Annotated in this window: 28 protein-coding genes; 16 read left to right on the top strand and 12 right to left on the bottom strand. The window is 63.4% G+C overall.

What is annotated here, in order from left to right; translation table 11 throughout:
• Positions 1 to 25: 25 nt before the first annotated feature.
• From AC0C6X_RS00395 to tam, 4 genes are all read left to right on the top strand, one after another.
• Positions 26 to 709, top strand: a complete 684-nt coding sequence (locus AC0C6X_RS00395; protein WP_472951299.1) for a YoaK family protein — start codon at positions 26 to 28, stop codon at positions 707 to 709.
• 101 nt (positions 710 to 810) lie between these two features.
• Complete coding sequence (locus tag AC0C6X_RS00400; RefSeq protein ID WP_472951301.1) at positions 811 to 1,371, top strand: phosphatase; 561 nt, start codon at positions 811 to 813, stop codon at positions 1,369 to 1,371.
• Positions 1,372 to 1,562: 191 nt separating this feature from the next.
• Complete coding sequence (locus AC0C6X_RS00405; RefSeq protein ID WP_173515905.1) at positions 1,563 to 2,225, top strand: haloacid dehalogenase type II; 663 nt, start codon at positions 1,563 to 1,565, stop codon at positions 2,223 to 2,225.
• Positions 2,226 to 2,236: 11 nt separating this feature from the next.
• Positions 2,237 to 3,007, top strand: coding sequence for a trans-aconitate 2-methyltransferase (gene tam / locus AC0C6X_RS00410; RefSeq protein WP_472951303.1), 771 nt, complete (start codon positions 2,237 to 2,239; stop codon positions 3,005 to 3,007).
• A gap of 12 nt (positions 3,008 to 3,019) precedes the next feature.
• Here the strand turns inward: tam and AC0C6X_RS00415 are convergent, their stop codons facing one another.
• Positions 3,020 to 3,913, bottom strand: a complete 894-nt coding sequence (locus AC0C6X_RS00415) for a LysR family transcriptional regulator (RefSeq protein ID WP_472951305.1) — start codon at positions 3,911 to 3,913, stop codon at positions 3,020 to 3,022.
• 144 nt (positions 3,914 to 4,057) lie between these two features.
• Between AC0C6X_RS00415 and AC0C6X_RS00420 the strand changes: the two genes are divergently transcribed.
• Both AC0C6X_RS00420 and AC0C6X_RS00425 read left to right on the top strand, forming a co-directional pair.
• Positions 4,058 to 5,239, top strand: coding sequence for an MFS transporter (locus AC0C6X_RS00420; protein ID WP_472951307.1), 1,182 nt, complete (start codon positions 4,058 to 4,060; stop codon positions 5,237 to 5,239).
• A 103-nt stretch (positions 5,240 to 5,342) separates the two neighbouring features.
• Complete coding sequence (locus AC0C6X_RS00425; protein ID WP_472951309.1) at positions 5,343 to 6,179, top strand: aldo/keto reductase; 837 nt, start codon at positions 5,343 to 5,345, stop codon at positions 6,177 to 6,179.
• A 126-nt stretch (positions 6,180 to 6,305) separates the two neighbouring features.
• Here AC0C6X_RS00425 and AC0C6X_RS00430 read toward each other — a convergent pair whose 3' ends face one another.
• Positions 6,306 to 6,698, bottom strand: a complete 393-nt coding sequence (locus AC0C6X_RS00430) for a DUF2780 domain-containing protein (protein ID WP_173515900.1) — start codon at positions 6,696 to 6,698, stop codon at positions 6,306 to 6,308.
• 361 nt (positions 6,699 to 7,059) lie between these two features.
• Here AC0C6X_RS00430 and AC0C6X_RS00435 point away from each other — a divergent pair, with 361 nt between their 5' ends.
• The gene (locus AC0C6X_RS00435; protein WP_173515899.1) at positions 7,060 to 8,631 is read left to right on the top strand and encodes a helicase HerA-like C-terminal domain-containing protein; all 1,572 of its coding nucleotides are present in this window, start codon (positions 7,060 to 7,062) and stop codon (positions 8,629 to 8,631) included.
• A 153-nt stretch (positions 8,632 to 8,784) separates the two neighbouring features.
• Here the strand turns inward: AC0C6X_RS00435 and AC0C6X_RS00440 are convergent, their stop codons facing one another.
• Positions 8,785 to 9,207 (bottom strand): organic hydroperoxide resistance protein, encoded by a 423-nt coding sequence (locus tag AC0C6X_RS00440; protein ID WP_173515898.1) that lies wholly within the window; start codon positions 9,205 to 9,207, stop codon positions 8,785 to 8,787.
• A gap of 115 nt (positions 9,208 to 9,322) precedes the next feature.
• Between AC0C6X_RS00440 and AC0C6X_RS00445 the strand changes: the two genes are divergently transcribed.
• A complete protein-coding gene (locus tag AC0C6X_RS00445) occupies positions 9,323 to 9,799 on the top strand; it encodes a MarR family winged helix-turn-helix transcriptional regulator (protein WP_247957946.1) in 477 nt (158 codons plus the stop codon).
• Between the two features lie 70 nt (positions 9,800 to 9,869).
• On the opposite strand, the gene AC0C6X_RS00450 is transcribed toward AC0C6X_RS00445, so the two are convergent.
• Together AC0C6X_RS00450 and AC0C6X_RS00455 are read right to left on the bottom strand one after the other, a co-directional pair.
• Positions 9,870 to 10,658: a L,D-transpeptidase family protein gene (locus AC0C6X_RS00450; RefSeq protein ID WP_173515896.1), complete on the bottom strand. Its 789-nt coding sequence runs from the start codon at positions 10,656 to 10,658 to the stop codon at positions 9,870 to 9,872.
• 145 nt (positions 10,659 to 10,803) lie between these two features.
• The gene (locus AC0C6X_RS00455) at positions 10,804 to 13,137 is read right to left on the bottom strand and encodes a putative bifunctional diguanylate cyclase/phosphodiesterase (protein WP_173515895.1); all 2,334 of its coding nucleotides are present in this window, start codon (positions 13,135 to 13,137) and stop codon (positions 10,804 to 10,806) included.
• Positions 13,138 to 13,424: 287 nt separating this feature from the next.
• Here AC0C6X_RS00455 and AC0C6X_RS00460 point away from each other — a divergent pair, with 287 nt between their 5' ends.
• Positions 13,425 to 14,084, top strand: a complete 660-nt coding sequence (locus AC0C6X_RS00460) for a glutathione S-transferase family protein (protein ID WP_472951312.1) — start codon at positions 13,425 to 13,427, stop codon at positions 14,082 to 14,084.
• Between the two features lie 36 nt (positions 14,085 to 14,120).
• Here AC0C6X_RS00460 and AC0C6X_RS00465 read toward each other — a convergent pair whose 3' ends face one another.
• Positions 14,121 to 15,059, bottom strand: coding sequence for a LysR substrate-binding domain-containing protein (locus AC0C6X_RS00465; RefSeq protein ID WP_472951314.1), 939 nt, complete (start codon positions 15,057 to 15,059; stop codon positions 14,121 to 14,123).
• Positions 15,060 to 15,148: 89 nt separating this feature from the next.
• On the opposite strand from AC0C6X_RS00465, the gene AC0C6X_RS00470 reads away from it, so the two are divergent.
• The 3 genes from AC0C6X_RS00470 (at position 15,149) to AC0C6X_RS00480 (ending at position 16,868) form a co-directional block, all read left to right on the top strand.
• Positions 15,149 to 15,358, top strand: coding sequence for a hypothetical protein (locus AC0C6X_RS00470; RefSeq protein WP_246304271.1), 210 nt, complete (start codon positions 15,149 to 15,151; stop codon positions 15,356 to 15,358).
• A 30-nt stretch (positions 15,359 to 15,388) separates the two neighbouring features.
• Entirely contained in the window at positions 15,389 to 15,742 is a 354-nt protein-coding gene (locus tag AC0C6X_RS00475) for an MmcQ/YjbR family DNA-binding protein (RefSeq protein WP_173515892.1), read from the top strand.
• 208 nt (positions 15,743 to 15,950) lie between these two features.
• A complete protein-coding gene (locus AC0C6X_RS00480; RefSeq protein WP_173515891.1) occupies positions 15,951 to 16,868 on the top strand; it encodes a bestrophin family protein in 918 nt (305 codons plus the stop codon).
• A gap of 70 nt (positions 16,869 to 16,938) precedes the next feature.
• Here AC0C6X_RS00480 and AC0C6X_RS00485 read toward each other — a convergent pair whose 3' ends face one another.
• Positions 16,939 to 17,559, bottom strand: a complete 621-nt coding sequence (locus AC0C6X_RS00485) for a glutathione S-transferase family protein (RefSeq protein ID WP_173515890.1) — start codon at positions 17,557 to 17,559, stop codon at positions 16,939 to 16,941.
• 229 nt (positions 17,560 to 17,788) lie between these two features.
• On the opposite strand from AC0C6X_RS00485, the gene AC0C6X_RS00490 reads away from it, so the two are divergent.
• The gene (locus AC0C6X_RS00490; protein ID WP_472951316.1) at positions 17,789 to 18,520 is read left to right on the top strand and encodes a DUF4198 domain-containing protein; all 732 of its coding nucleotides are present in this window, start codon (positions 17,789 to 17,791) and stop codon (positions 18,518 to 18,520) included.
• A 162-nt stretch (positions 18,521 to 18,682) separates the two neighbouring features.
• Here the strand turns inward: AC0C6X_RS00490 and AC0C6X_RS00495 are convergent, their stop codons facing one another.
• Positions 18,683 to 19,054 (bottom strand): DUF4406 domain-containing protein, encoded by a 372-nt coding sequence (locus AC0C6X_RS00495; RefSeq protein ID WP_173515888.1) that lies wholly within the window; start codon positions 19,052 to 19,054, stop codon positions 18,683 to 18,685.
• A 92-nt stretch (positions 19,055 to 19,146) separates the two neighbouring features.
• Between AC0C6X_RS00495 and AC0C6X_RS00500 the strand changes: the two genes are divergently transcribed.
• A complete protein-coding gene (locus AC0C6X_RS00500; RefSeq protein ID WP_472951318.1) occupies positions 19,147 to 19,899 on the top strand; it encodes a DeoR/GlpR family DNA-binding transcription regulator in 753 nt (250 codons plus the stop codon).
• A 64-nt stretch (positions 19,900 to 19,963) separates the two neighbouring features.
• Here AC0C6X_RS00500 and AC0C6X_RS00505 read toward each other — a convergent pair whose 3' ends face one another.
• On the bottom strand, positions 19,964 to 20,971 hold the full coding sequence (locus AC0C6X_RS00505) for an asparaginase (RefSeq protein ID WP_247957952.1): 1,008 nt from the start codon (positions 20,969 to 20,971) through the stop codon (positions 19,964 to 19,966).
• 71 nt (positions 20,972 to 21,042) lie between these two features.
• Between AC0C6X_RS00505 and AC0C6X_RS00510 the strand changes: the two genes are divergently transcribed.
• A complete protein-coding gene (locus AC0C6X_RS00510) occupies positions 21,043 to 21,780 on the top strand; it encodes a DUF3750 domain-containing protein (RefSeq protein ID WP_472951320.1) in 738 nt (245 codons plus the stop codon).
• Between the two features lie 83 nt (positions 21,781 to 21,863).
• The gene (locus tag AC0C6X_RS00515; RefSeq protein WP_472951322.1) at positions 21,864 to 22,349 is read left to right on the top strand and encodes an NUDIX hydrolase; all 486 of its coding nucleotides are present in this window, start codon (positions 21,864 to 21,866) and stop codon (positions 22,347 to 22,349) included.
• 370 nt (positions 22,350 to 22,719) lie between these two features.
• On the opposite strand, the gene AC0C6X_RS00520 is transcribed toward AC0C6X_RS00515, so the two are convergent.
• From AC0C6X_RS00520 to choX, 3 genes are read right to left on the bottom strand one after another with little or no spacing between them, the layout of a single operon-like run.
• The gene (locus AC0C6X_RS00520; protein WP_472951324.1) at positions 22,720 to 23,718 is read right to left on the bottom strand and encodes an NAD(P)H-quinone oxidoreductase; all 999 of its coding nucleotides are present in this window, start codon (positions 23,716 to 23,718) and stop codon (positions 22,720 to 22,722) included.
• Positions 23,719 to 23,750: 32 nt separating this feature from the next.
• Entirely contained in the window at positions 23,751 to 24,611 is an 861-nt protein-coding gene (locus AC0C6X_RS00525; RefSeq protein WP_472951326.1) for an alpha/beta fold hydrolase, read from the bottom strand.
• A complete protein-coding gene (gene choX / locus AC0C6X_RS00530) occupies positions 24,608 to 25,522 on the bottom strand; it encodes a choline ABC transporter substrate-binding protein (RefSeq protein WP_472951827.1) in 915 nt (304 codons plus the stop codon). Before choX ends, AC0C6X_RS00525 begins: the two co-directional genes overlap by 4 nt.
• Positions 25,523 to 25,610 lie beyond the last annotated feature (88 nt).

Raw genomic sequence — 25,610 nt, forward strand, 5'->3', positions numbered from 1 at the left:
TCGTTCCCGACAGGGGGCAAGGCAGATGACCATTGCGAGACGACGAAGATTGATCAAGCGGCAGCGCACCGGCACGGCGCTGGCCATTGCTGCGACGATCTCGTTCCTCGCCGGCATGACCGACGCGATCGGGCTTTTGAGTATCGGCGATTTCGTCTCCTTCATGAGCGGCAATACGACCCGGGCGGCGATCGCACTCGGTGAAGGCAATTTCACCGGTGCGCTGCAGCTCGTCGGCGCGCTCGGGGCGTTCATCATCGGTAACGCGCTTGGCGTGATCGTAGCCGCGCGCCTCGGTGTCGTCGGCGTTCTCTCGACGGTCAGTCTCGTGCTGATGCTCTGCGCCGGTTTCGGCCCCCTTATGCCGCGCCCCTTCTACTTCTACGGCGTCGTGCTCTCCATGGGCCTGGTCAACGCGGCGGTCGAACATATCGAGGGGCTGCCGATCGGGCTCACTTATGTCACCGGGGCACTCTCCCGCTTCGGGCGGGGTCTTGGCCGCTGGCTGCTCGGCAACAAAAACCGTCAATGGTTCGTGCAGATCGTGCCGTGGCTCGGCATGTTCTCAGGTGCGGTTACCGGCGCTCTGTTGCAGCACCGCTTCGGCGCGCCCTCGCTCTGGGCGTCCTTTGCGCTCAGCACCGGGCTCGCGCTTGCGACCGTCCTCGTGCCGTCCCACTGGTCGCGGCGCTATATCCATTCGGGCTGATGCCTGCCGGCAGCTTTTCGCCCTATCCCATGATTTTGCCCTTAAGCCGCGACCGATTTCAGGGCAAAATCCGCTCGGAAGAATCACAGCGAGGTCCTGTCATGGCGCTTGCGGCAGCCGTCACCGGGGATGAACTCTACCATCCTGTTCTCGAGGCCAATCCGGCGCATCCATCCGGCTGGCCGGTGCGGGCGATCGTCAGTTCGCAAACAGAAGCGCGGCACAACCGGGCGCTCTGGGCGCCGACGCACCTGATCTCGATCCGCGCCCCCGGCAGCCGGTTGCTCTCGATGATCGAGCTGCCGCCGGAGCGGCACCTGGAACTCTTTTTTGGCGACAGCACCGATCCGGACGAACCGGATGCGGCCCGTCCGGAGACGATCGAGGCTGCCTTCGCTTTTGTCGACCGCCTGCCCGAAGACGCACATCTGCTCGTCCACTGCCTGAGGGGGATCGGCCGCGCGACCGCGCTCACCCTCGGCATCCTGGCGCGCTACATGCCGCCGGAAGACGCCGCGGCCGCGCTCCATGCGCTGAGGCCGGAGGCCAAGCCGAACCGGCATGTGGTCAACCTTTGCGACACGGCGCTCGGGCTCAAGGGCAAGCTCGCCAAGCAGGCGCTGCGCTTCCCGGCGAAAGTCTGGAAGCCAGGCAAAAGCTGATGCGAGAACTCTGCAGCCGTCCCGCCGGCCGTTGTGCATTGCACAAAGATTTGACATGATCCCACGAAAGAACGGTGACAGTTGGCTGCCTGATCAGGCATGATGCTGTAAGCCTTTGTTTTCGGATGGGCTTTGACGGGGCGATTCGACCTTGTCCCGCCAGTGCCGAAGACAAATGACGGGAGGAAAAGATGTCCCACGCGGCCTATGTGTTTGACGCCTACGGCACGCTCTTTGACGTGCATGCGGCCGTCAGGCGCCACGCTGAGGAAATCGGGCCGGACGGGCAGGCTTTTTCCGAACTCTGGCGCGCCAAACAGCTCGAATATTCCTGGGTGCGCTCGCTGATGGGCAGCTATCAGGATTTCTGGCAACTGACCGAACAGTCGCTCGACTACGCCTTCGCACGGTTCCCCTCCGCCGACCCGAAACTTCGCAAGCGGCTGCTCGACGCCTATTGGGCGCTCGATTGCTATCCGGAAGTGCCGGCGGTTCTGAAAGGGCTCAAGGAGCGCGGCGCGCGCATCGCCATCCTCTCCAACGGCTCGCCGGCCATGCTTGCCTCTGCGGTCCGCAACGCGGCGCTCGACATCATCATTGACGACGTCTTTTCCGTCGACGCGGTCAAGGCCTTCAAGACCGCGCCTGCCGTCTACGACATCGTCACAACCGGGTACCGGCTCTACCCGCATGCCGTCTCCTTCCAGTCGTCGAACCGCTGGGACATTGCCGGGGCGACGAAATTCGGCTTTCGCACCGTATGGATCAACCGAGCTGACATGCCGGACGAGTATCGTGATCACGGGCCGGCGCTGATCCTGCCCTCTCTCGAAAGTCTGCAGTTCGGTATCTGAAGGATCTCCTGATGGCCTGGTCGCCTGCGCTATATCTGAAGTTCGAAGACGAACGCACCCGGCCAGCCAGAGACCTTCTTGCCCAAGTGCCAGACCTGCCCGATGGCGTCGCCTTCGACCTCGGCTGCGGCCCGGGCAACTCCACCGAACTCATCCGCGACCGGTTTCCCGAGGCCACGCTTTCAGGCCTCGATAGCGACGAGAACATGCTCGTTGCGGCGGCGAAGCGGCTGCCCGGCGTCACCTTCGAGAAGGCGGATCTCGCAAACTGGGTTCCGCCTGCCGGCGCGGCGCTGTTTTACGGCAACGCTGTCTTCCAATGGCTTCCGAACCACCTGACGATCTTCGAAAGACTGATGGCGGCACTCGCATCGGGCGGCACGCTTGCGGTCCAGATGCCGGACAACCTTGGAGAGCCGAGCCATTTGCTGATGGAGGCGACGGCTCGCAGCCCGGCTTTCGCCGACGTCTTTGCCGGCAAGACCATCCGCCGCAATCCCATGCCGAGCCCGGCAACCTATGTCGAATGCCTGGCGCCACAGGCGGCCGGCATCGAGGTCTGGCACACGATCTACTACCATCGACTCGCCAATGCCGAGGCTATCGTCGAATGGGTGAAAGGTACGGGCCTGCGCCCCTATCTCGACGCCGTGCCGGAAGACAAACGTGACGCCTTCGTTACCGACTACACGGACCGGATCCGCGCTGCCTATCCGGCGATGAGCGGCGGCAACGTCCTTTTGCGCTTCCCGAGATTTTTCATCGTCGCGGTGAAGGCGTAGCGCCGGCCGACGCTACATACGTTCGACCAGAAAATCGATGAAGGCGCGGATACGGGCGGCGAGATGCTCATGGCCGGCATAGACGGCGTAGACCGTCTCGATCTCGCCCGACTGATAATCTTCGAGCAACGGTACGAGCGTTCCGGCCTTGAAATCCGGCTCGACGTGGAAGCGGCCGATACGGCCAATGCCGATGCCGGCAAGGCAAAGCTGGCGGACGATCGATCCGCTCGAGACCTGCATGTTGCCGAAGACCGAGCGCAACTCCGCGGCCGGCTGCCCGGGCATACGGAACGCCCATTCGTCGACGCTGCGACGGAAATTGAAGCGGATGCAATTGTGGCCGTCGAGTTCATCCGGCGTTTGCGGTGTCCCATGCCTTTCCAGATAGGCGGGCGATGCGATCACCACCGGGCGGCTTTCCATGAGCTTGCGTGCCTTCAGCGATGAATCCCGCAACGGACCGGTACGGATCGCCACGTCTGTCCTCTCGCCGACCACGTCGATCATGCTGTCGGTCAAGGTCAGATCCAGCCGCACCTCCGGGTAGCGGGCGAGGAACTCCGGCGCGAGCGGCATGATGTAGCGCTCGCCGAAGCCGACGGCGGCATTCACTCGCAAAAGCCCCCGCGGTGTCATGCGGCCACCGGCGGCGACGAGCTGTTCGGTTTCGACGATCTCGGTCAGGATTCGCTGCGCCCGCTGAAGGTAGACCTCCCCCTCCGGCGTCAGTTGCAGGGTCCTGGTCGAGCGCACGAGAAGCCGTGTGCCGAGCCGGTCCTCGATCCGCGTCACCAGTTTGCTGATTGCAGACGGCGACAGCTTCAGGCGTCGCGCCGCGGCCGAGAAGCTGCGGGTCTCCGAAACGGCAACGAAGACCTCCATCTCACCCGCCCGATTGTCCATGGGTCGTCACCTTTGAAATGAATTCACAGCCCTTTGTCAGATTATGCTTATTATCTTGCGGAGTGCAAAGGCTCATATTCCGCTTCGATTTCATCAACAACCAACGCGCCCGGCCCCTCCCAGCCGGGTGGGAAAGGTCTCGTCGTGCCCATTGCTATCCTTGCGCTGACGATCGCGGCCTATGCGATCGGAACAACGGAATTCGTGATCGTCGGCCTGCTGCCGACGGTCGCCACCGACCTCAATGTCACCCTGCCGCTCGCCGGCCTGATCGTCAGCGTCTATGCGCTTGGCGTCACCTTCGGCGCGCCGGTGCTGACGGCACTCACCGGCCGGATCGAGCGCAAGCCGCTTCTGATCGGGCTGATGGCACTCTTCATCGTCGGCAACGCCGCCGCCGCACTGTCCCCCAGCTATGAGCCCCTGCTCGTCGCGCGGGTCATTTCCGCCTTTGCCCATGGCGTGTTCTTCTCGGTCGGCTCGACCATCGCCGCCGACCTCGTCCCGGAGGATCGCCGCGCCTCGGCCATTGCCATGATGTTCATGGGTCTCACGGTCGCGATCGTCACCGGCGTGCCGCTCGGTACCTGGATCGGCCAGACCTTCGGCTGGCGCGCCACCTTCTGGGCCGTGACCGGTCTCGGCGTCATCGCGCTCACCGCGATCGTTGCCCTGCTGCCGAACACGCTCTCCAAGGCGCCGCCGGCCAAGCTCATCGATCAGGTGCGTGTGCTCGGTTCCGGCCGCCTGCTGATCGTCTTTGCCATGACCGCGCTCGGCTACGGCGGCACATTCGTCGCCTTCACCTTCCTCGCGCCGATCCTGCAGGACATCACCGGCTTCTCTGAAGGCGCCGTCAGCCTGATCCTCGTGCTCTATGGTGTCGCCATCGCCATCGGCAACATTGCCGGCGGCAAGATCGCCAACCGCGATCCTGTGAAGGCGCTGGTCGGCCTGTTCCTGGCCCAGGCGGCCGTGCTGGTGCTCTTTACTTTCACCGCTCCAGTGCCGGCGCTGACGCTGGTGACGCTTGCCGCGCTCGGCTTCCTGTCCTTCGCCAATGTGCCGGGCCTGCAGCTCTATGTGGTGCAACTTGCCAAGCAGTACCGTCCGGGTGCTGTCGATGTCGCCTCGGCGCTCAACATCGCAGCTTTCAATCTCGGCATTGCCGTCGGCGCGTGGCTCGGCGGTGTGGTCGTCGCCTCACCGCTTGGTCTCGGCATGACGCCGGTCATCGGTGCCCTGCTCGTCGCGGCCGCCCTGATGCTCACGCTCTTGAGCGGCGTTCTTGATCGTCGAGCAGGCGCCGCCTACCAACCGGCTTGATCCGCCGCCCTCGAGGACCACCTATAGATCGTTCCTTTCTCGCCCGGCCATGCGGCCGGGCGCTCGCCAAGTACGGCAGGTCAAGTACAAGGAGTTACCCACCATGCATTCCGTCAATTCAAACGGCGCCAACATTCCAGCGCTCGGCTTCGGCACCTTCCGCATGCCTGGCGCCGACGTGCTGCGGGTGCTGCCGGAAGCACTCAAGCTCGGCTTCCATCACGTCGACACGGCGCAGATCTACGGCAACGAGGCCGAGGTCGGCGAAGCCATCCATAACTCTGGCGTCTCGCGCGCCGACATCTTCCTCACCACCAAGGTCTGGGTCGACAACTATGCGTATCGGGACTTCCTCACCTCGGTCGACGAGAGCCTGAAGAAGCTGAGGACCGACCATGTCGACCTGCTTCTCTTGCATTGGCCGGGCGGCAGCGACGTACCGATGGCAGAGCGCATCGGCGCCCTCAACGACGTGCGGAAGGCCGGCAAGGTCCGCCACATCGGCGTCAGCAACTTCAACACGGCGCAGATGGAAGAAGCCGTGAAGCTCAGCGATGCGCCGATCGCCACCAACCAGGTCGAGTATCACCCCTATCTCGACCAGACCACGGTCCTCGGAACCGCACGCAAGCACGGCATGTCGATCACCGCCTATTACGCAATGGCCAACGGCAAGGTCCCGAACGATCGGCTGCTCAGGGAGATCGGCGAGCGCCACGGCAAGACGGCCGCCCAAGTGGCCCTGCGCTGGCTGGTGCAGCAGAAGGACGTGGTCGCTCTGTCCAAGACTGCGACGATCGATCGGCTGAGGGAAAATTTCGCGATCTTCGACTTCGCGCTCGGCGATGGCGAGATGGTGGAGATCAACGCCCTTGCCCGCCCGGATGGCCGGATCGTCAATCCGGACGGCCTCGCACCGGTCTGGGACAAGGCTGCTTGATCTGCAAGCGAAAGCAGCCGGGCGCGACCGTAGGATCGGTTCCAGCTCAGGCCGGCACTGCGGGAATCAAAACACCCGCCGGATCGCTCCGGCGGGTGTTTTGTCGGCCCGCAAGGACACCGCGGATCAGACGAACTGGCTGAGGCCCGGAACCGAGGCGACGACTTCGTCGACCACTTCGTCGCCGGCCTTTTCCTTGGCGAAAGCAATGGTTTCCTTGGCGAGCGAGGTGATCTCGCCCATGCCGAGGCCCTGGCTCATCAGCTGCTGGCCGAGCGCCATGACGCCGCCGCCGCCGATGGCCGACATCAGGCCGCCAAGCAGGCCGCCGCCGCCCGAACCTTCGCCGTTGTACTGGGCGATCAGCTCGGATGCGCCCGGGATCGCTTCGATCATCCTGGCAACCGGGCCGTCGGCGGCTTCGCGCTGCAGAAAACCGAGGATCATGCCGACAGCCTTTTCGGCCGTTGCCGGCTCAATGCCAACGTTTTCCGCGACGCGCGTGACCAGTTCATTCATGGACTTAACTCCCTCATTGGGTTTTTGACGTTGACGTCAAGGTAAATGATCACTTCGAAAATGACAAGCGGCGACGGCTGCCGGCGCCGGACAAACTCACGGATTTCGGCCGGCATCTGCAGGCCCCTTTCAATGGCGCCCAGCCCGCGAAAAGCCGATGGTTTCACGGCGCCGCAGGCTTCGCAAGGCGTCGAGCCGAGCACTGTTCACCCATCCGCTTTCCCGTTCCTTGGACAGGAACAGTCCAGTTGCCGGGCGTGACTGCACCACCTATAACAGGAGCGAGCCACACAGCGATGACGGGCGCCGGCAAAAACCGCGAACCGCCCGCTTTCATTGACGAAACGGAGATGAAGCCCACATGTTGGAAGAAGGCAAGCTCTTTATCGGCACCAGCCGCAAGCCTGATGATTCGATCAACAAGGGCGAGTATCTGGAACTCAAATTCGGCAACCGCCATGGCCTGATCACCGGCGCTACCGGCACCGGCAAGACGATCACCCTGCAGGTCCTCGCCGAAGGCTTCTCCAACGCCGGCGTCCCGGTTTTCTGTGCGGACGTCAAGGGCGATCTCTCCGGCATCGGCGCCATCGGCGAACCCAAGGACTTCATCCTGAAACGCGCCGAACAGATCGGCCTGCCGACGAACCCCTACGAGTTCCAGGAATTCCCGGTCATCTTCTGGGACCTCTACGGCGAGAAGGGCCATCGCGTCCGCACCACCATGTCGGAGATGGGACCGCTGCTGCTGTCGCGGCTGATGAATGCGACCGACGCACAGGAAGGCGTGCTCAACATCGCCTTCAAGATCGCCGACCAGGGCGGCCTGCCGCTGCTCGATCTCAAGGACCTGCAGGCGCTGCTCAACTACATGGGCGACAATGCCAGCGCGCTTTCCAACCAGTTCGGCTTCATCTCCAAGGCCTCGGTCGGCTCGATCCAGCGCGAGCTACTGATCCTCGAGCAGCAGGGCGCCGAGCATTTCTTCGGCGAGCCGGCGCTGAAGATCACCGACATCATGCGCACGACCAACGACGGACGCGGCGCGATCTCGGTGCTGGCGGCCGACAAGCTGATGATGAACCCGCGGCTTTACGCGACTTTCCTGCTCTGGCTGCTTTCGGAGCTCTTCGAAGAGCTGCCGGAAGTGGGCGACCCGGACAAGCCGAAGCTGGTCTTCTTCTTCGACGAGGCGCATCTGCTCTTCAACGACGCGCCGAAGGCGCTGATCGAACGCGTCGAACAGGTCGTGCGCCTGATCCGCTCCAAGGGCGTCGGCGTCTACTTCGTCACCCAGAACCCGCTCGACGTGCCGGATACCGTTCTCGGCCAGCTCGGCAACCGCGTCCAGCATGCGCTGCGCGCCTATACGCCGCGCGACCAGAAGGCGGTGAAGACGGCCGCCGATACCTTCCGTCCGAACCCGGACTTCGATTGCGCCACCGTCATCACCAATCTCGGCACCGGCGAGGCGCTGGTCTCGACGCTCGAAGGCAAGGGCGCGCCCTCGATGGTCGAGCGCACGCTCGTGCGTCCGCCGCAGTCGCGCGTCGGCCCGCTGACCGAGGCCGAGCGGCAGAAGGTGATGGACGTCAGCCCCGTCCGTGGCCTCTACGACGAAGACTTCGACCGCGAGTCGGCCTACGAGCTTCTGGCGGCACGCGCCAAGAAGGCAGCCGACGCGCAGGCAGAGGCGCAGGAACGGGCCGAGCAGCAGACGACTGAAGCCAATACCGGCGGCAGCCGCTGGACGCTGCCGGGCTTCGGCGACGACGAGCCGGAAGCGTCCGGCAAGCAGGCGCGTCCGCGCAGCTCCGGCTACCAGCGCGAGACGGTCGTCGAAGCCGCAATGAAATCGGTCGCCCGCACCGTCGCCACCCAGGTCGGCCGCGCCCTGGTGCGCGGCATCCTCGGCAGCCTCAGCCGGCGCTGACCACGACCGTGAGGGCAAGGGTACCTCGACGACGCTGAGGCGCGGCGGCCGCCGCCTCCTGCAGCGGGGCTGGAGGGAGCATCATGCCCCTGAGAACACAAAAGCCCGGCGGAAGAACCGCCGGGCTTTTGGATTCCTATTGGAATTGAGATCTCAGGCAACCGTCAGCTTGACGTCGATATTGCCCTTGGTCGCGTGGCTATAGGGGCAAACGATATGCGCCTTCTGGACGAGGTCTTCGAGAACCGCCTTGTCGACGCCAGGCGACGAGATCTCAAGCGCGGCATCGATGCCGAAGCCGGTACCATCGTCGCGCGGGCCGATACCGACGGTTCCCGTCACCTTCGTGTCCTCCGGAAGCTTTACCTTCTCCTTGCCGGCAACGAACTTCAGCGCGCCGAGGAAGCAGGCCGAGTATCCGGCGGCGAAAAGCTGCTCCGGGTTGGTGCCGCGGGCGCCGTCGCCGCCGAGCTCCTTCGGCACGGTGAGGGTGACATCCAGAACGCCGTCAGCGCTCTTGGCCTGGCCAGCACGGCCACCGGTTGCGGATGCAGTGGTGCGATAGAGAATAGGCATTGGCGGGTCTCCTTTGCGTTTCCGAGTGGATGCGAATTAGATAGCGCGAAATTCAATTGTGCACAAATTAATTTTGCAAATTGCATTTTTGGCGTGTTTTTGCGAAGATGCGACGATGACTGACAAGGCGACACATAACGATACCATCCCCGAGGAAGCGCTGGCGCTCGGCCAGCAACTCTGCTTCGCCGTCTATTCGGCGGCGCATGCTTTCAACCGTGCCTACAAGCCGTTGCTCGATCGTTTCGGCCTTACCTATCCACAATATCTCGTTCTGCTCGCGCTGTGGCAACAGGACGAGATGACGGTAAAGCGCATCGGCGAGGAAATCGGGCTCGATTCCGGAACGCTGTCCCCGCTTCTCAAACGCCTGGAGGTGGCCGGATATGTCGCACGCCAGCGCGATCCGGGTGACGAGCGGCAGGTGATCGTCCGCCTCACGGAAAAGGGCCGCGGCCTCAAGCGCGAAGCCTTCGGCATTCTCATGGATATCGGCAAGGCTTCAGGCTGCAGCCTGGAGGAAGCGGGCGAAATCCGGGAAACGCTGCATCAATTGACGCGGCAGCTCAATTCCGGTCACAGCGCGGACTGATCGCAGCGGAACTAGCGGAGGCACCCACCGCATGAGCGATGGGACGCAGTGAGCTACGACATCAGCGGTTTCAGATGACGAGGATCGGCGCCTTGCCGCGCACGCGATCGTAAAGGTCCATGACATCCTGGTTGAGCATTCGCACGCAGCCGGACGAAACGGCCTTGCCGATCGACTTCCATTCCGGCGTCCCGTGGACGCGATAAAGCGTGTCCTGACCATTCTGAAAGATGTAGAGCGCGCGCGAACCCAAGGGGTTGTTGAGACCCGGCGCCATGCCGCCGTTCTTGGCCGAATATGGTTTCAGCTGCGGCTGGCGGGCGACCATGCTGTCCGGCGGGGTCCAGCGCGGCCACTTCTGCTTCCACTGGATGACGCCGCGGCCCGACCAGGCGAATCCCTCGCGACCGAGGCCGACGCCATAACGCAGCGCCCTGCCCCCCGGCTGGATCAGATAGAGGTAACGGTCGCCGGTATCGACGACGATCGTTCCCGGCTGCTCGCCGAAGGGATCGCTGACCTCCTGGCGATAGAAACGCGCGTCGATCTGGCGGAAGGGAATGGCCGGCACCTGATAGCCGCCGTCATTCACGGAGGCATAGATGTCCTCGACGTAGAGGTCCTGCGGCGGAAGGCCGGTCGGCAGCGGCCCCGGGCCATCCTGCCTCTCATAGATGCCTTCGGCGCGCGGATCGGTAAAGCGTCCCTCGAGCGCGGGATTGCGGAACACCGGCGCCGTCTCATAGCGGAAGACATCCGTGTTCATCGAGGAGGTGCAGCCTGCAAGGCCGGCAGAGGCAAGCGCCAATCCGGACGAGCGGAGAAACTGACGGCGGGAGAAGAGAACTGAAGAGGACATCGAACTCTGGAGGGCTTGAGTGCGGCCTGAGGAGTGCTGCATGAAATTGCTTAACGAAATACTACGCACAGCCCCTCGAAATGGGGGCGATGCTTGCATTTGCGGCTGGACCGAAGCTTGCGTCGCGGCGTGAAGCGGAGGGAACTTAGACGCTATGGGCACTGAAACGCGGCTGGCGCATCAATGCTTCAAAATCAGGCGCGGCGAGTGGCCGGCTGAAGAAATAGCCTTGGATCTCGTCGCAACCGCTCCGGCGCAGAAACTCGACCTGGGCCTGGTTTTCCACACCTTCGGCGATGACGCGCAGGCCGAGGTTTTGGGCGAGCGAGATGATCGCCGCCGTGATCGCATTGTCGTCGAGATCGACGGGAATGTCCGCAACGAAGGACCGGTCGATCTTCAGGCGGCGCACCGGAAAGCGTTTCAGGGCGCTGAGGCTCGAATAGCCGGTACCGAAATCGTCGATTGCCAGGTGCACGCCGATCGCCTGCAGTTCGTGCATGGTGGCGATTGCGCCTGGCACGTCCTGCATGATCAGGCTTTCCGTGAGTTCCAGTTCGAGACAGCAGGGCTCAAGTCCGGTTTCGGCAAGGATGGCCGCCACGTGGCCGGCCCAGTTGCGCTCGCGGAACTGGCGCGCCGAAACGTTGACGCTGACGATCAGCGGCGGCAGACCGGCATCCTGCCAGCCCTTGGCCTGGCGGCAGGCGGCACGCAGCACCCAGTCGCCGATCGGCACGATCAGCCCGGTTTCTTCGGCGAGCGGAATGAACGCGGCCGGAGAGACCGTGCCCCGATCGGGGTGACGCCAACGCAGCAGCGCTTCGGCTGCGAAAACGCGGCCATTCGCAAGGTTCATCTGCGGCTGGAACTGCAGGAAGAACTCGTCACGCGCCAGTGCCCTGCGCAGTTCCTCCTGCTGGCGCAGCTTTTCGTGCGCCTTGGCAGCCATTTCCTCCGTGAAGACCTGCAGATTGTTGCGACCGAACTCCTTCGCCCGATACATCGCCATGTCGGCATTGGCGAGCAGTTCGCCCACCGTCTTGCCCTGATTGGGAAAGCAGGCGACGCCCATGCTACAGGTGACCTGCAAGCTCCGGCCTTCGATCTCCACCGGTGCGGCGATGGCGCGGCGAATATCCTCAAGCCTCGCCAGTACGACATCACGCTCGCAGGGAAGGCCGTTCAACAGCAGGATGAATTCGTCGCCGCCGACACGCACGACCATGTCGGACTTGCGCACCGACGAACGCATGCGCGATGCCGTGACCTTCAACAGTTCATCGCCGGCCGCATGGCCGAGCGTGTCGTTGACCAGCTTGAAATTGTCGAGGTCGAGGAAGGCGAGCACCGCCCATTGACCGGTGCCGCGCAGGGCCTCCAGCGCCTCGGCGACCTGTTCCTCGAACAGCGCCCGGTTCGGCAGGCCCGTCAGCGCATCATGATGCGCCATGAAACTGATACGGTCCTCTGCCTGCTTGCGCTCGATGGCGATACCCGCCAGATGCGCCACCATCGCGATCAGCTCCCGCTGCCCGTCGTCGGGAACACCAACCGAGCCGGAATAGAGCGCGAAGGTACCAAGCACCTTGCGGTCGCGCGAATGGACCGGCGTCGACCAGCAGGAGCGGAAACCATAGGGTCGAACGAACTCGCGATATTCGTCCCAGAGAGGATCGGCGAGAATATCCGAGACGATCACCTGCTCGCCGCGCCAGGCGGCGGTACCGCAGGAACCCATGCGAGGACCGATCTCGACACCATGGATGGTGGCACAATAGGCCTCGTCGAGGCTTGGCGCTGCGCCGTGGGAGAGATAGCGGCCATCGGCAGACAACAACAGCACCGACCCTTTGATCCCGGGCATCAGCGCCTCGATCAGCAGGATCATGTCCCGGAAGAACTCGTCGAGCGGCCGGCCGTTGGCGATCATTTCCAGGAGGCGGGCTTGCCCTTCGAGCAAGCGCTCGGCGGCCTTGCGGTCGGAGATATCGCGCGACACGCCGACGACGCCGACGATCTTGCCGCGCTTGTTGCGCAGCGGCACCTTGGAGGTCATCAGCCAGCGGTCGCGGCCCTTGCTGACGATCGCCCGTTCCTCGATGCCGAAAATCGGCTCTCCGGTCTCGATGACGCGGCGCTCGATGTCGGCGATCGCCTTTGCCATATGCGGCGGATGGAGATCGAAGTCGGTCTTGCCGACGATATCACTCAGCGCCGCCAGCCCGTTGTCGGCAACAGTCACCTGGTTGGCGATGAGGAACCGCCCTTCGACATCCTTGGCATAGATGTAGTCGGGCACATGGTTGATCATCGTTTCCAACCAGTAGTGGCGGTCGGCGATGTCGGGTTCGGTAGGAAAGATGCGCGCCACTTCTTCGGCCAGCCGGTGGCTGGCATCGATTAGGCGACGTGTATCCTCGTTGCCGCCGCCGTTTATGGCGGCATATCGCGGATTGCGGGACGTGTTCTTCGCCAAGCAGCCCTCCCGACGCGTTTGGTCACGTCGCTGGTCGATCTTTTCCCCACTTCACGTTAGACGAGCAAGAGTTAGCCCTTCCTAAATAACTTGTAGAGAAATCGTGTAGAGGTTGCAATCTCGAAGTCGCGCCGCCCGCAGCGGCCGGACCAACGGCGCGAACGACACGTCGACAATCGGCCGCATGGCCTATCAAAAGATTTCATGCGTGATATCAGCGGCCTGGGCTTCCGCCCTCCCTCGCGCTTACCTAAGACAGGGGCACGCAACGACGGGAGGAGTTCGACATGCTGACGATCTACGGGGTCTATCGCTCGCGCGCATCGCGCAACTACTGGATGGCACGGGAGCTCGGCATCCCCTTCAAATCCGTGCCGGTCATCCAGGCGCGCCGGGTCGCCGATCCGCTTGCCGCCAATGCGCCCATCAACACCAAGTCGCCGGCCTTCCTCGCCGTCAACCCGATGGGGCTGATCCCGGCGATCGACGACGACGGCGTCGTGCTGACGGAATCGCTTGCCAACAATCTCTATCTCGCGCGCAAATATGGCGGCCCTTTGGCGCCGGCCGATATCCGTGAAGAAGGACTGATCGGCAACTGGACGATGTGGGCGGCGACCGAGGTCGAGCCGCATGCCGTGCAGATCGTGCTCACCTACGACTACGGCAACGAGGAAACTGAAGAAGGCAAGGCAACGATCGCGAGATGCGCCAAGGCCCTCGACAAGGCCTTCGCCCGCCTGGAGGGCCACCTCGACGGGCGGGACTATGTGGTCGGCGATCGCTTCACCGTGGCCGATCTCAACCTTGCGGAAGTGTTCCGCTACACAATGAGCCAGAAGCAGCTTTTCGACAGATATCCGCGCGTGGCCGCCTGGCTTGCCCGTTGCCACGACCGGCCGGCGTTCAAGGCGATGATGGACATGCGCCTGGCGGAACCGGAATAGACCGCCGCGAACGGCTCGACGGCTGCCCGGGTATCGTCAAGTCATGGTCGCCGCGTCGAAGCGAACGCGCGGCGCCCTGAGATCGAGCAGGCGCATGCCCTCTTCCACCTCGTCACGAACCCAGCGCTTGAAGGCGGCCGCGGCCTTGCTTTCCCGCCGCGATGGCGAGCTGACGAAGTAGTGGCCGTAGCCCGTCTCGACACGAATGCCGAAGGGCACGACCAGACTGCCCTGGCTGATCGCGAAACCGGCCAGCGTCTGCCAGGCGAGCATGACACCCTGCCCCGAGATCGCCGCGTCGAGCACCAGCGACGCCTCGTTGAACGTGTGGCGCACGCGCATTTCGGCGCCGGAGAGGCCGACTTCGCGAAGCCACACCTCCCAGCTGAACATCGAGTGACCGTCGATCACGGCAGGGAGCTTTAGAATATCTGCAGGTACACGCAGGTTCTCTGCCATGGACGGCGAACAGACGGGAAAGACCTCCTGCTGCAACAGCAGTTCGGATTTCACACCGGGCCATTCGCCGGAGCCGACTCGGATGCCGACGTCCACATCGGACGTGTCGAGATTGACGAGCTTCGTCGTGGCATCGATACGCAGGCGAATGTCCGGGTGACGCTCGGCGAAGCGGTTGAGCCGATAGACCAGCCAGCGGGCGGCAAAGACCGGTGCCACCGAGATTGTCAACACTGACTCGTCGCGCCGCCGTGCCGAAGCCACGGCCTCCGCCAGTTCCTGAAAGGCGTTGCCGAGGCGCGCGAGGAACCGCTGGCCAAAGTCGGTCGGGACGAGGCCCCGCGACGTTCGCTCGAACAGGACGCGGCCGAGCTGGGCCTCCGCCTTGGCGATCTGCTGGCTGACGGCGCCGGAGGTCACGCCGAGTTCCTCTGCCGCTGCGGCGAGCGAGCCCAGTCGACCGGCAGCTTCGACCGCGCGCAGTCCGTTCAGATGGACGGAGTTCAGATCCCTCATATAGTTTTTCTAAACTCGTTCGGTGCCATTCTCAATTGAAAAGAGAGCGGGACAGGCAGATCATCCAACGAACGAAAGGATGGTCCGCCATGTTGAAGCTTCTCTCGACGTTGACCGCATTCGCCACTTCGGAAAATCGGAAGCAGGATACGCCACTGGCCTGGGCGCGCGACCCGCTGCAGCACCCGGATCTCGAGCGCATGGACGAACGCGAACTCGGTGATCTGCCCTTCCCCGGCTGGCCCTGGCCGCGCGCGACCGAATGCGGCGGCGACTACCTGCAGGCCGGGGGCCGGTGACGAACAAGGGCCTTGTGATAAGCTGACGGGATGAGCGAGGACCTCGACCGCAATTTCGCGCGCATCGTCAAGCTGGCGGAAGCCGCCGGCCTGCCGGACGTTTCGGTCGGCACCTCCTACGGCACGCCGGCGCTGCTGGTGAAGGACAAGAGCTTCGCGCGCATGAAGGATGACGAGACGCTCGTCGTCATGTGCGCGCTTGAAGAAAAGGAGATGCTGCTGGAACTCGATCCGCGGCTCTATTTCGAGACGGACCATTACAAGGGCTGGCCTGCCATGCTCCTCCGGCTCTCGGAGATCGACGATGGAAGTCTAACCGGGCGGCTGATTGCCGCCTGGCGGGAAAAAGCGCCGAAGAGGCTTTCTGCAAGCTTCGGCAGCTGAATTCTGCACTACTTCACGTGAGCGGACACCGGGCGGCGCCCTACGGTGTCGGTCGGTGTCTGCTGACCTTTTCGACCAGGGAGGCTTTGCCGTCGACATCCGGGGCGAAAATCTCGATGCTGCAGCCGGCGCGATCGAATGATGCGCCCTTCCATTTCGGAGCCAGCGCCTATACCGGTGGAAACGATAGCCGCACAGGTGCTCTTCCATGATCGTTCGCGACCGCCCCAGCCTTCTGAAACTGTTCTTCATCCTCAGGGGATCGGTCATTCAGCGGATATTTCCGCAGGTGCTGTTCGTCTTCGGACTTTCCGCCCTCGTCGTCTGGGCGCACCGCTTCGATCCGCAAATCGTGCCAAGCGTCAACAGTGGCCCGTTCGCGCTGCTCGGCATCGCGCTTTCCGTGTTTCTCGGCTTTCGCAACAATGCCTGTTACGACCGCTGGTGGGAGGCGCGAAAGGATTGGGGGCAGCTGATTTTCACGTCGCGCGATCTTGCCCGCCAGACGCTGATCCTGGACGAGACGTCGGGGAAAGCGGCGCGGCGGCGCCTGCTCAATCTGACGATCGCGTTTGCCCACGCCCTGGTCTGCCACCTGCGGCCGGGCAACCATGTCGCCAGGACGCTCGAGTGGATACCTGGCGATCTGGTTCCAGGCTACAAGGCGAGCCGCAATCCGCCGGACTTCCTGTTGCGCGCGATGGGCCGCGACCTTGCCGGTCTTCGTGCATCCGGCACGATCAGCGACTTTCAGTGGACACTGCTGGACGGTACGGTCGGCAAGATGTCGGCGACGCTCGCTGCGTGCGAGCGAATCCGCAACACGCCAGTGCCCTTCGGCTACACGCTGCTTCTCCACCGCACCGCCTATCTATTCTGCTTCCTGCTGCCCTTCGGCTTTGCCGATGCGCTCGGCTGGGCGACGCCCTTCGTCACCGCGCTGGTTGCCTACACGTTCTTCGGCCTCGACGCGCTTGGCGACGAGCTAGAGGAGCCGTTCGGCGTGCTGCCGAACGACCTGCCGATCGTGGCACTCGCCGAAACGATCGAGATCAACCTGCGCGAGGCGCTGGGCGAAGCCGACCTTCCGCCCCTGCCGCAACCGAAGGACTACATGCTGATGTAGCCAGGACGGCCCGTGGCCCAAGGCGCGTCGTAAGTAATAGCAAGACCGCTGCGCGCTTTTGCGCGACAGGTCAGAGCTTGACCGCCGCCAATACTCGGGCAACGGCCGGGCGCGTCGTCATGCGATTGCGGTGATCCAGCACTTTCGGAAAAAGAGCGGGATCGACGCCATCCGATTCCAGCCAGCCGGCAATGGTGAACAGGTAGGGATCGGCGACTGAATAGGCCTCGCCCATGACGAAGGGCCCTTCGAACATCCTGTTTTCGATCAGTTCGAAGCAGGCCGTCATGTTGGATGCGACCTTGGCCCTCATCGCCTCGTGCGCGGCGGGATCGTCCGCCCAGCGCGCACCGCGGCGACCATGGGCATGGGCGACATGCACCGTCGAGCACAGATAGTTCATGAACGACTGCAACTGCGCAAAAGCAAACGCATCACCCCTTGGTGCCAGGTTCGCCGCCGGATGCGTCTCAGCGATATAGGTGAGGATCGCCGGCGTTTCGGTGACGACGCCGCGGTCGGTCAGAAGCGCCGGCACCCGGCCCTTCGGGTTTACCGCGAGATAATCGGGCTTGGTCTGTTCGGCGGTCGAGAAATCGACGCGGCGCGCCTCGTAGTCAGCACCAGCCTCCTCGAGCGCGATATGCGAGGCCAACGAGCAGGTCCCCGGTGCGTAGAACAATTTCAACACTTTAACTCTCCTCTGCGGTCAGGTGGATCGAATGACTTAGCGTCGATCGAGCCGAGCCGACAGTATCAATACTCGCGAATTCAAGCGAATTCGGGCGAAGCCCAAAGGGTTTTCTCCACTCCTATTCCCGCGTGTGACCCGCAGAAGGAAGGATATCACCCGGATTGACAAGCCGGAACGGATTTCAATACAAGCTGACTGTTACGTTATAACATTGTCGGAGTTGCTTATGAAGACGCTCTTTTCAACCTTCATCGCCGCCAGCCTGTTTGCCGCCGCTGCGACACCCGCCTTTTCCCATGGCGCATGGATCGGCGAGCGGTGGGGAACGCTCGCCGTCATCTACGGCCACGGCCCGGCGGACGAAGCCTATGATCCGGCCAAAGTGAAATCGGTCTCGGCGCTTGACGAGGACGGCAAGGCATTGCCGGTGACGATCGTGCCCGCCGACAACCACGCCTTATTGAAACTCGACGGCGAACCCGCAGTCGTCGCTCTCGAGTTCGACAACGGCTATTGGAGTGAAGACGCCGACGGCAAATGGGTGAACAAGCCGAAGAACGAGGTTCCCGGCGCCAAGCAGGCGAGCCATTCCATCAAATACAGCATCGCGCTGGTGCATGCGCATGGCGATCTGCCGGACTTCCCGGCACAGCCGCTGCAGATTGTTCCTCTCGACAACCCCATCGGCCTGAAGGCTGGTGAAAGATTTCGCGTCCGCCTGCTGCTCGACGGCAGGCCGCTCGAAGGCAAGGAAATCACCCTGGACTACGCCGGACTGCCCGAGTTCGTCTCCGAAAAGACGGACGCGAATGGCGAAGCCGAGGTGACGCTGCGCAATGCCGGCGTCAACATCCTCGCCGTCAGCCACGCAATCCCGCTCGAAGGCAATGCCGCAGCCGACAAGAAGGGGCTGACGGCGACGCTGACCTTCGTCGCCGAGCCGCACGTGCATGAGTAGACTCACCTCCCCGGTCATGCCGTGGCCCAACCGGAACATCCACCCTCTGCTTGAGGGCGGCGTGAAGGACTGAACCGCGCATCGGTCCCGAGGATGACTTGCGGAGGCGTGTGGAAACCTCATATTCGGCCCGGCAGGCTATCTCTGCCGGGCCGTTTTCGGTCACGCAACGAGCGCCTCGCCGCAACCGGGCACATCTACCAGGCGATGGTAGACGGGTATGCCGCGCTCGCGGGCAATGCGCACATCGTTGTCGGCTCCCTTACTGTCACCCGGCAAGCGCAACACAGCATCGCAAAGCGCCAGCAGGCGTCCGGCCACCGGGTGGAAGATTTCCTCGTAGAGCCCATCCCCCACCCGCTCGCCGCCCGCCGCATTCCACACCGGCAGCGCCACCCATTCGCCGATCATCGGCACGTGCCCGGCTTTAAACAGCGCATAGGACGGCTCTTCCAATCGCTTCAGGTTGGCGGCCATCTTGTCCGGATCGTCTTCCGTTCCCGAGCGATAGGGGCCTGCGATCAAAATCAGCATGATTTTCTCCACTTTTTTGCACGAAATATCCAGATCATTCTGGATATTTCTCGATATTTCGTGCAATATCGTGAAGAGTCAAGGAGGCATTCATGCTGACAACACAGAGACGGGCTTTGATTTCCGCACGACTGGCGCGCGACGGCGAGATCGTCGCCAAGCGTCTGGCGGACGAATTGGACCTCTCGGAAGATACGATCCGGCGCGATCTCCGCGAGATGGCGGCGGAAGGCCTGTTGAAGCGCGTCCATGGCGGCGCGCTGCCGCTGGTGCCGCCGCTACCGAACTTTGCGGCACGGCAGGAGATCGCCGGCGACGTCAAACGTCGGCTTGGGCGCAAGGCCGCGACGATGATCGAGGCGGGCCAGACGATCTTTCTCGACGGCGGCACGAGCAATGCGGAAATCGCGCGGTCGCTGCCACGCGAGATGCGGCTGACCGTGGTCACCCACAGCCCGACGATCGCCGCCGAGCTCGAACGCCACGAAGCCGAGGTGATCCTGATCGGCGGCCGCCTCTACAAGCATTCGATGGTTGCGACGGGAGCGGCCGCCTTGGCCGCCATCGCCAGCATTCGCGTCGACCTGTTCTTTCTCGGCGTCACCGCCATTCATCCGGCCCATGGCGTCTCGACCGGCGACTTTGAAGAGGCCGCCGTCAAGCGCGCGATCCTGAAGCAGGCCGCAGATACCTATGTGCTTGCGACGGCTGAGAAATTCGGCGCGGTCTCGCCACACCGCGTAGCCGGGATCGCCGATCTGGCCGGCTTCATCGTGGCTGAGGAAATCGAGGACGGGGTGCTCGCGCCCTATGACGACGCGAACATCGCGATGATCAAGGCCTGATGTCGCCGGCGGATTGATTCGACCGGGATGCTCGCAGACGCGTGGACTCCTCGGCTCGCACGTCTCAGGCGGCAAAAGCCTCCGTCACCCTGACATCGCCGACATGGATGCCGTTCCAGTTCCGCATCGAGTGGTTGGCCTGCGCCATCAGGGCTGCATGCAGCTCCGGCTCGTCGCGGAAGAAGCGAGCAAGCGTTGCCGCAATCATGGCCTCTGCCGCCCGCGTCGTGCCGTCCTCGCATTTCAAGGCGATCGCGATGCCCTTCTCCGGAATGGCGGCGCAGAAGACACCCTCGGCGCCGGTCTTGGCGAAGATGCGACCAGGCGCCGTTTTCATGAGCCGTGTGCAGGCGCGCTTGGTGCCGGCCACGAAGAAGGGCTCTGCCATGCAGGCCTCGATCAGCCGCTTGGAGGCGCGGGCACGTTCCGGCCCAAGGCCGGCGCCGGTCGCCATCTTCGCAAAACCATGCGCCAAACCCTTGAGCGGCACGGCATAGGTCGGGATTGAGCAGCCGTCGACGCCGCAATTGTCCTTGGCGAGGATCGCACCCGTCAGGCTTTCCATCGTACCGCGGATTTCCCGCTGCAGCGGGTGGTCGTAGCCGACATAGCCCCTTGCTTCGGTACCCGAATGGCAACAGGCGCAAATGAAACCCGCGTGTTTGCCGGAGCAATTGTTGTGAAGCGCGGTCGGCGCATCGAGGCTGCGGACCTGGGCGATCAGCGTCTTCTGGTCGGACGACCAATGGGCGCCGCATTCGAGCGCCGAGACATCGCGGCCAGCTGCTGCAAGCATCTTGGCGGCAAGTTCCACATGCTCCGGCTCGCCGGAATGGGACGAACAGGCAAGCGCCAGTTCCTTGTTGCCGAAGCCGTAGGCGTCAGCGGCGCCGCTTTCCATCAATGGCAGCGCCTGCATCGCCTTGCAGGCAGAGCGCGGGAACACGGCGGTGTCGGTTTCGCCGAGCGAAAAGACGGTGCGGCCGTCGCCATCGACGGCGATCACAAGGCCGCGATGGCGGCTTTCGACGAGGTTTCCACGGGTGACTTCGACGAGAACGGGATTCGACATGCCTTGCCCTCAAATATCCGAAATTGCTCCGTGCATTTAGCAGGATTCCAGCGTCAGGAAACGGAGTTTTCATGAAATTCGTCCGCAGGCTCGCCGCCGTCTTTCTGGTCATCTACCTGTTGCCGGCGCTGGCCTCGGCCGGCTGGTGGTACATGCAGGACCGGCCGCAGAGCTGGCGGGATGCGGATTGGTCTTCGGCCGGCATCCTGCCCAAGGCGGCAGATAGTTCGGATGCAGCGATCTATGTGTTCTCGGCAACGACGGGCGGCATGAAGGGCGCTATCGCCAGCCACGCCTGGATCGTCACCAAGGAACAGGGTGCGCCCGCCTACAACCGCTACGACAAGGTCGGCTGGGGCAAGCCGATCCGCCGGAACGGCTATCCGGCGGACGCCCGCTGGTACTCCAACGAACCGCGGCTGGTCGTCTCCGTGACTGGCACCGAGGCCAGCAGACTGATCCCGAAAATCGAGGCGGCGATCGCCGGCTATCCCTATGCTTCGCCCGGCGGCTACCGGATCTGGCCAGGCCCGAACTCCAACACCTTCGTCGCCCACGTGTTGCGCTCGGTGCCGGAACTCGGCGCGGTGCTGCCGCCCGACGCCGTCGGCAGGGATTATCTGCCGGAGGGCAAGCTGTTCCAGATCGATGCCGATAGCCGCGACATGCACGCAACGCTTTATGGTCTGGCCGGCATTTCAGCCGGGGTGCGCAGCGGCCTCGAGCTGCATTTCTTCGGCCTCGTCGCCGGCTTCGACTTTGCCAGGCCCGGCATCAAGATCCCGGCACTCGGGCGTTTTGGGGTCTAGCTAGTCTGCGGGTTCACGACACCAGGGTTGATGGCCCCTACCCAACATTGCATGGTCCACCGATCGAATCAGGAGGACGCCACGTGCATGAGATCCCGATCAGGTGCTTTGCCGTTTCAGTCGTCATCTTGCGGCCCGCAGGGAGTGCCTTTGAATTTCTCCTTCTTCGGCGCACCGGAACGCTGGCCGGAACCTGGTGCCAGGTTGCGGGCGCGATCGAGGCTGGAGAAACGGCCTGGCAGGCCGGCTTGCGTGAAGTCGAGGAGGAAACGGGCCTGCACCCCGACCGCTTCTATTCCGCCGATATCTGCGAGCAGTTTTACGAGGCCGACCGCAACGCGATCAGCCTGCTGCCCGTCTTTGTCGGCTACGCGCCGCAGGAGGCACCCGTCCGCCTGAATGCCGAGCACAGCGAATTCCGCTGGGTGAGCTTTGCCGAAGCGCTGCGCATGGTTCCCTTTGCAGGGCAAAGGAAGGTCCTGAGGCATATTCAGGACGAGTTCATTGATAACACGCCAAACCCCTGGCTCCTGATCCAGGAAGCGGCGTCCGCCGGAGCAGCCGGCTAGACCAAGCCTGGCACCGCACGCATTGTGCGGGAAATGGAAAAGGGCCGCCCGAGGCGACCCTTCCATGAGTTCTGGCCAAGTGAGTGGCCCGGGCTTTAGGCCCGAAGGAAGGCGGGGATCAGGCCGAGGGCTGCCTCGACACGTTCACCTCTCCCATGCCCTTCACCAAGACCGAAATCTCATTAGACATTGGATCACCTTCCTTTCTGTTCGTTGCTGATCAGTCGAAGGTAAGCGATCCGTCTCCAATTACAAGATCGACGATAGTCGGAGATCGTCGCAATGCTCGCGATCACAAGAACCGCATGATCGCCGCGATCACCGGGGCCTGATGATCGTTCCGATCACAGGGGCATGATGATCTTGCCGATCACAGGGACATGATGATCTTGCCGATATGGTCGCCCCCTTCCATCTGGCGATGGCCGTCGGAAACCGCGCTGAAGGGCAGAACCGAATGGATGACCGGCGCGACCTTGCCCGCCTCCAGCAGCGGCCAGACCTTCTCCCTAAGGCCGTCGCGGATCACCTGCTTCTCCGCCGCCGTGCGCGGACGAAGGGCCGAGCCCATGACATGGAGCCGTTTCGTCAGGATCGGCGCGATGTTTGCGGCTTCCACCTTGGCGCCGCCGAGGAAGGCGATGATCGAAAGGCGTCCGTCTTTCGCAAGCGATGCAATGTTACGATCGAAGTAGCGCCCGCCAACCATGTCGAGAATGACGTCGACGCCGCGTCCGCCTGTTTCCTCGAGCGCGACGACCTTGAAGTCCTCGTCGCGATAGTTGATCGCGCGCCTGGCACCCAGCGCCTCGCAGGCCCGGCATTTCTCGGCGCTGCCGGCGGTGACGAGAACCTCGGCACCGAAGGCCTTGGCGAGTTGGATCGCCGTCGTGCCGATGCCGCTCGAGCCACCATGAACGAGGATCGTCTCGCCCGCCTTAAGACCGGCCATGTCGAAGACATTGGCCCAGACGGTGAAGAATGTTTCCGGCAGCGCGGCCGCCTTCACCGCGTCATAGCCCTTCGGCCAGGCGAGCGCCTGGGTCGCGGGTACTGCCGCGTATTCCGCATAACCGCCGCCATTGGCGAGCGCGCAGACCTTGTCGCCGATCCGAAAGCCCTCGGCCCCCTCGCCCAACGCCACGATCTCGCCCGCCACCTCGAGGCCGAGGATCGGGCTTGCGCCCGGCGGCGGCGGATAGTCGCCCTTACGCTGCAGGACATCGGGGCGGTTGATGCCGGCCGCCTCCACGCGAACCAGGATGTCGCCGGGCTTGACCTCGGGCAACGGCCCCTTCTTCAGGACCATGTTTTCCGGTCCGCCCGGGGCCGGAACATCGACGAAATTCATTTCTGACGGAAGGGACATGGCATTACCTCATGCTCACTGATGTGCCCCATCTAGCGCTGGCGATGCGTCGCGGAAAGAGCTTCCGTCGTACCGATAGAGCCGTCCTCGGCCGACAGGAAGGAGAGTATGTGTTCGGCCACAAGGGCGGGACTCTCCCAGTGCGGATTATGACCGTGCCCGTCCAGAGTGATCAAGCGGGCCGCGACGAGGGTGGCGGCAAGCTGCTGGCGATGTCCGGCATCGAAAAGCGGATCCTCGCTGCCGGCGATCGCCAGGACCGGCATCCGCAGGTGCCGCGCGCTGGTGCGCAGGTCGGTAACGGCCAGGCCATCGAGGACGGTGTGCCATATCCGTGTCGGTATGTCCGCGGCCTCCTCGCGCATGCAACCCAGAAATTCGCCATCGACCGGACGGCTGCAGGCGTGCCAGCTGTTGAAGAACGCATCGTCCCGATGAAGCGGATCCTTCAACGCGCGGATCGCCTGCGCCATCGGATTGGTCGCGTCGAGCCCGGGCTGCAGGCTGCCGGACAGCAGGACGAGCGTGCGGACCAGATCCGGCCGCACGGCGGCAAAGGCGATTGCTGTCATCGCGCCCATGGAATGGCCGACGACAACGACGTCGCTGAGCGCCAGCCGGCCTGCCAGGCAATCGAGGTCCCGGGCAAAATCGGCAACCGTCGCCCCTTGCCCCGCTTGCGAGGCGCCGTGTCCGGCAAGATCGGGAATGATGAGGCGATGACCGACCAGATGAGGCGCGATCAGCGAGAAACTGCGGCTGCTGTCAGAATAGCCGTGCAGGAGCAACAGCACCGGACCTTGGCCCTGATCGACATAGGCGAACTGACGCCCGCCTGGTAGTTCGAGCCGCTTCTTCAGTGAACCCCAATGCCGTTGGTCGATGCCGGTCACAGCCCGAGCGCGGCCTTGACCGCGGCAGAACCCGGCTGCCCATCGAACGTCGTCACGCCGGCGAGCCAGGCGTCGAGCCGCTGCGGTTCCTCCTTGATCGCCTTTTGCCCGGCCTCATCCGGCGCCAGCCCGTCGTTCATCAGGTAGCCCATGCCGCGGTTCTCGAAGTCGATGTCGAACACGAGATTGTTGAGGAGTTTCGCCACGTTCGGGCACTCCTGCAGGTAGCCCTTGCGCACCTGGGTGGAGACGGTCGCGGCGCCGAAGTCCGGCCCGTAGAACTTGTCGCCGCCGGTCAGATACTTGATCGAGAGCGTCGTGTTCATCGGATGTGGCGCCCAGCCCTGAAACACGATGAAAGATTTGTCGCGCACCCGGCGGGTGACCTCGGCCAACATCCCCTGTTCGCTCGATTCGACCACTTCCCAGCCATCGAGCCCGAGGCTCGGGTCCTTGATCGCATCGAGCATCAGCTGATTGGAGCCCGGCTCGATGCCGTACATCTTCTTCTCGAACCTGTCGGCGAAAGTTTTCAGGTCGGCGAAGTCCTTGACCCCGGCCTCCCAGACATAATCGGGCACGGCGAAGGTATATTTCGCGCCCTTGAGGTTGGTGCGCACGGTCTCGACCGAACCGTCGTCCTTGTAGGGCTTGTAATAGCTCACCATCGCGGGATCCCAATAGCCGAGAAAGACGTCGAGATCGCCGCTGCGCAGGCTGGTGTAGATGACGTCGATGCCGAGCAGCTTGCTCTCCGGCTCATAGCCAAGCGCCTTCAGCACCGTCAGCCCCACGCCCGTGGTGAAGGCCAGATCGTTCCATCCGGGCTCTGCCAGCCGCACGCGCCGACAGGCCTCGGGGTCGCCGGCAAGGACCGGGTTGGTGGCAGCAATGAGCGCAATGGTGGACATCAAGAGTTTCAGATCCGGCATAGCTTTCTCCCAACTTGTCCATATGGACTAAAAATTGTCCCACGGGACAACAATTGATCTTTCCGGA

The sequence above is a fragment of the Ensifer sp. VA4 genome (genome assembly GCF_055710065.1).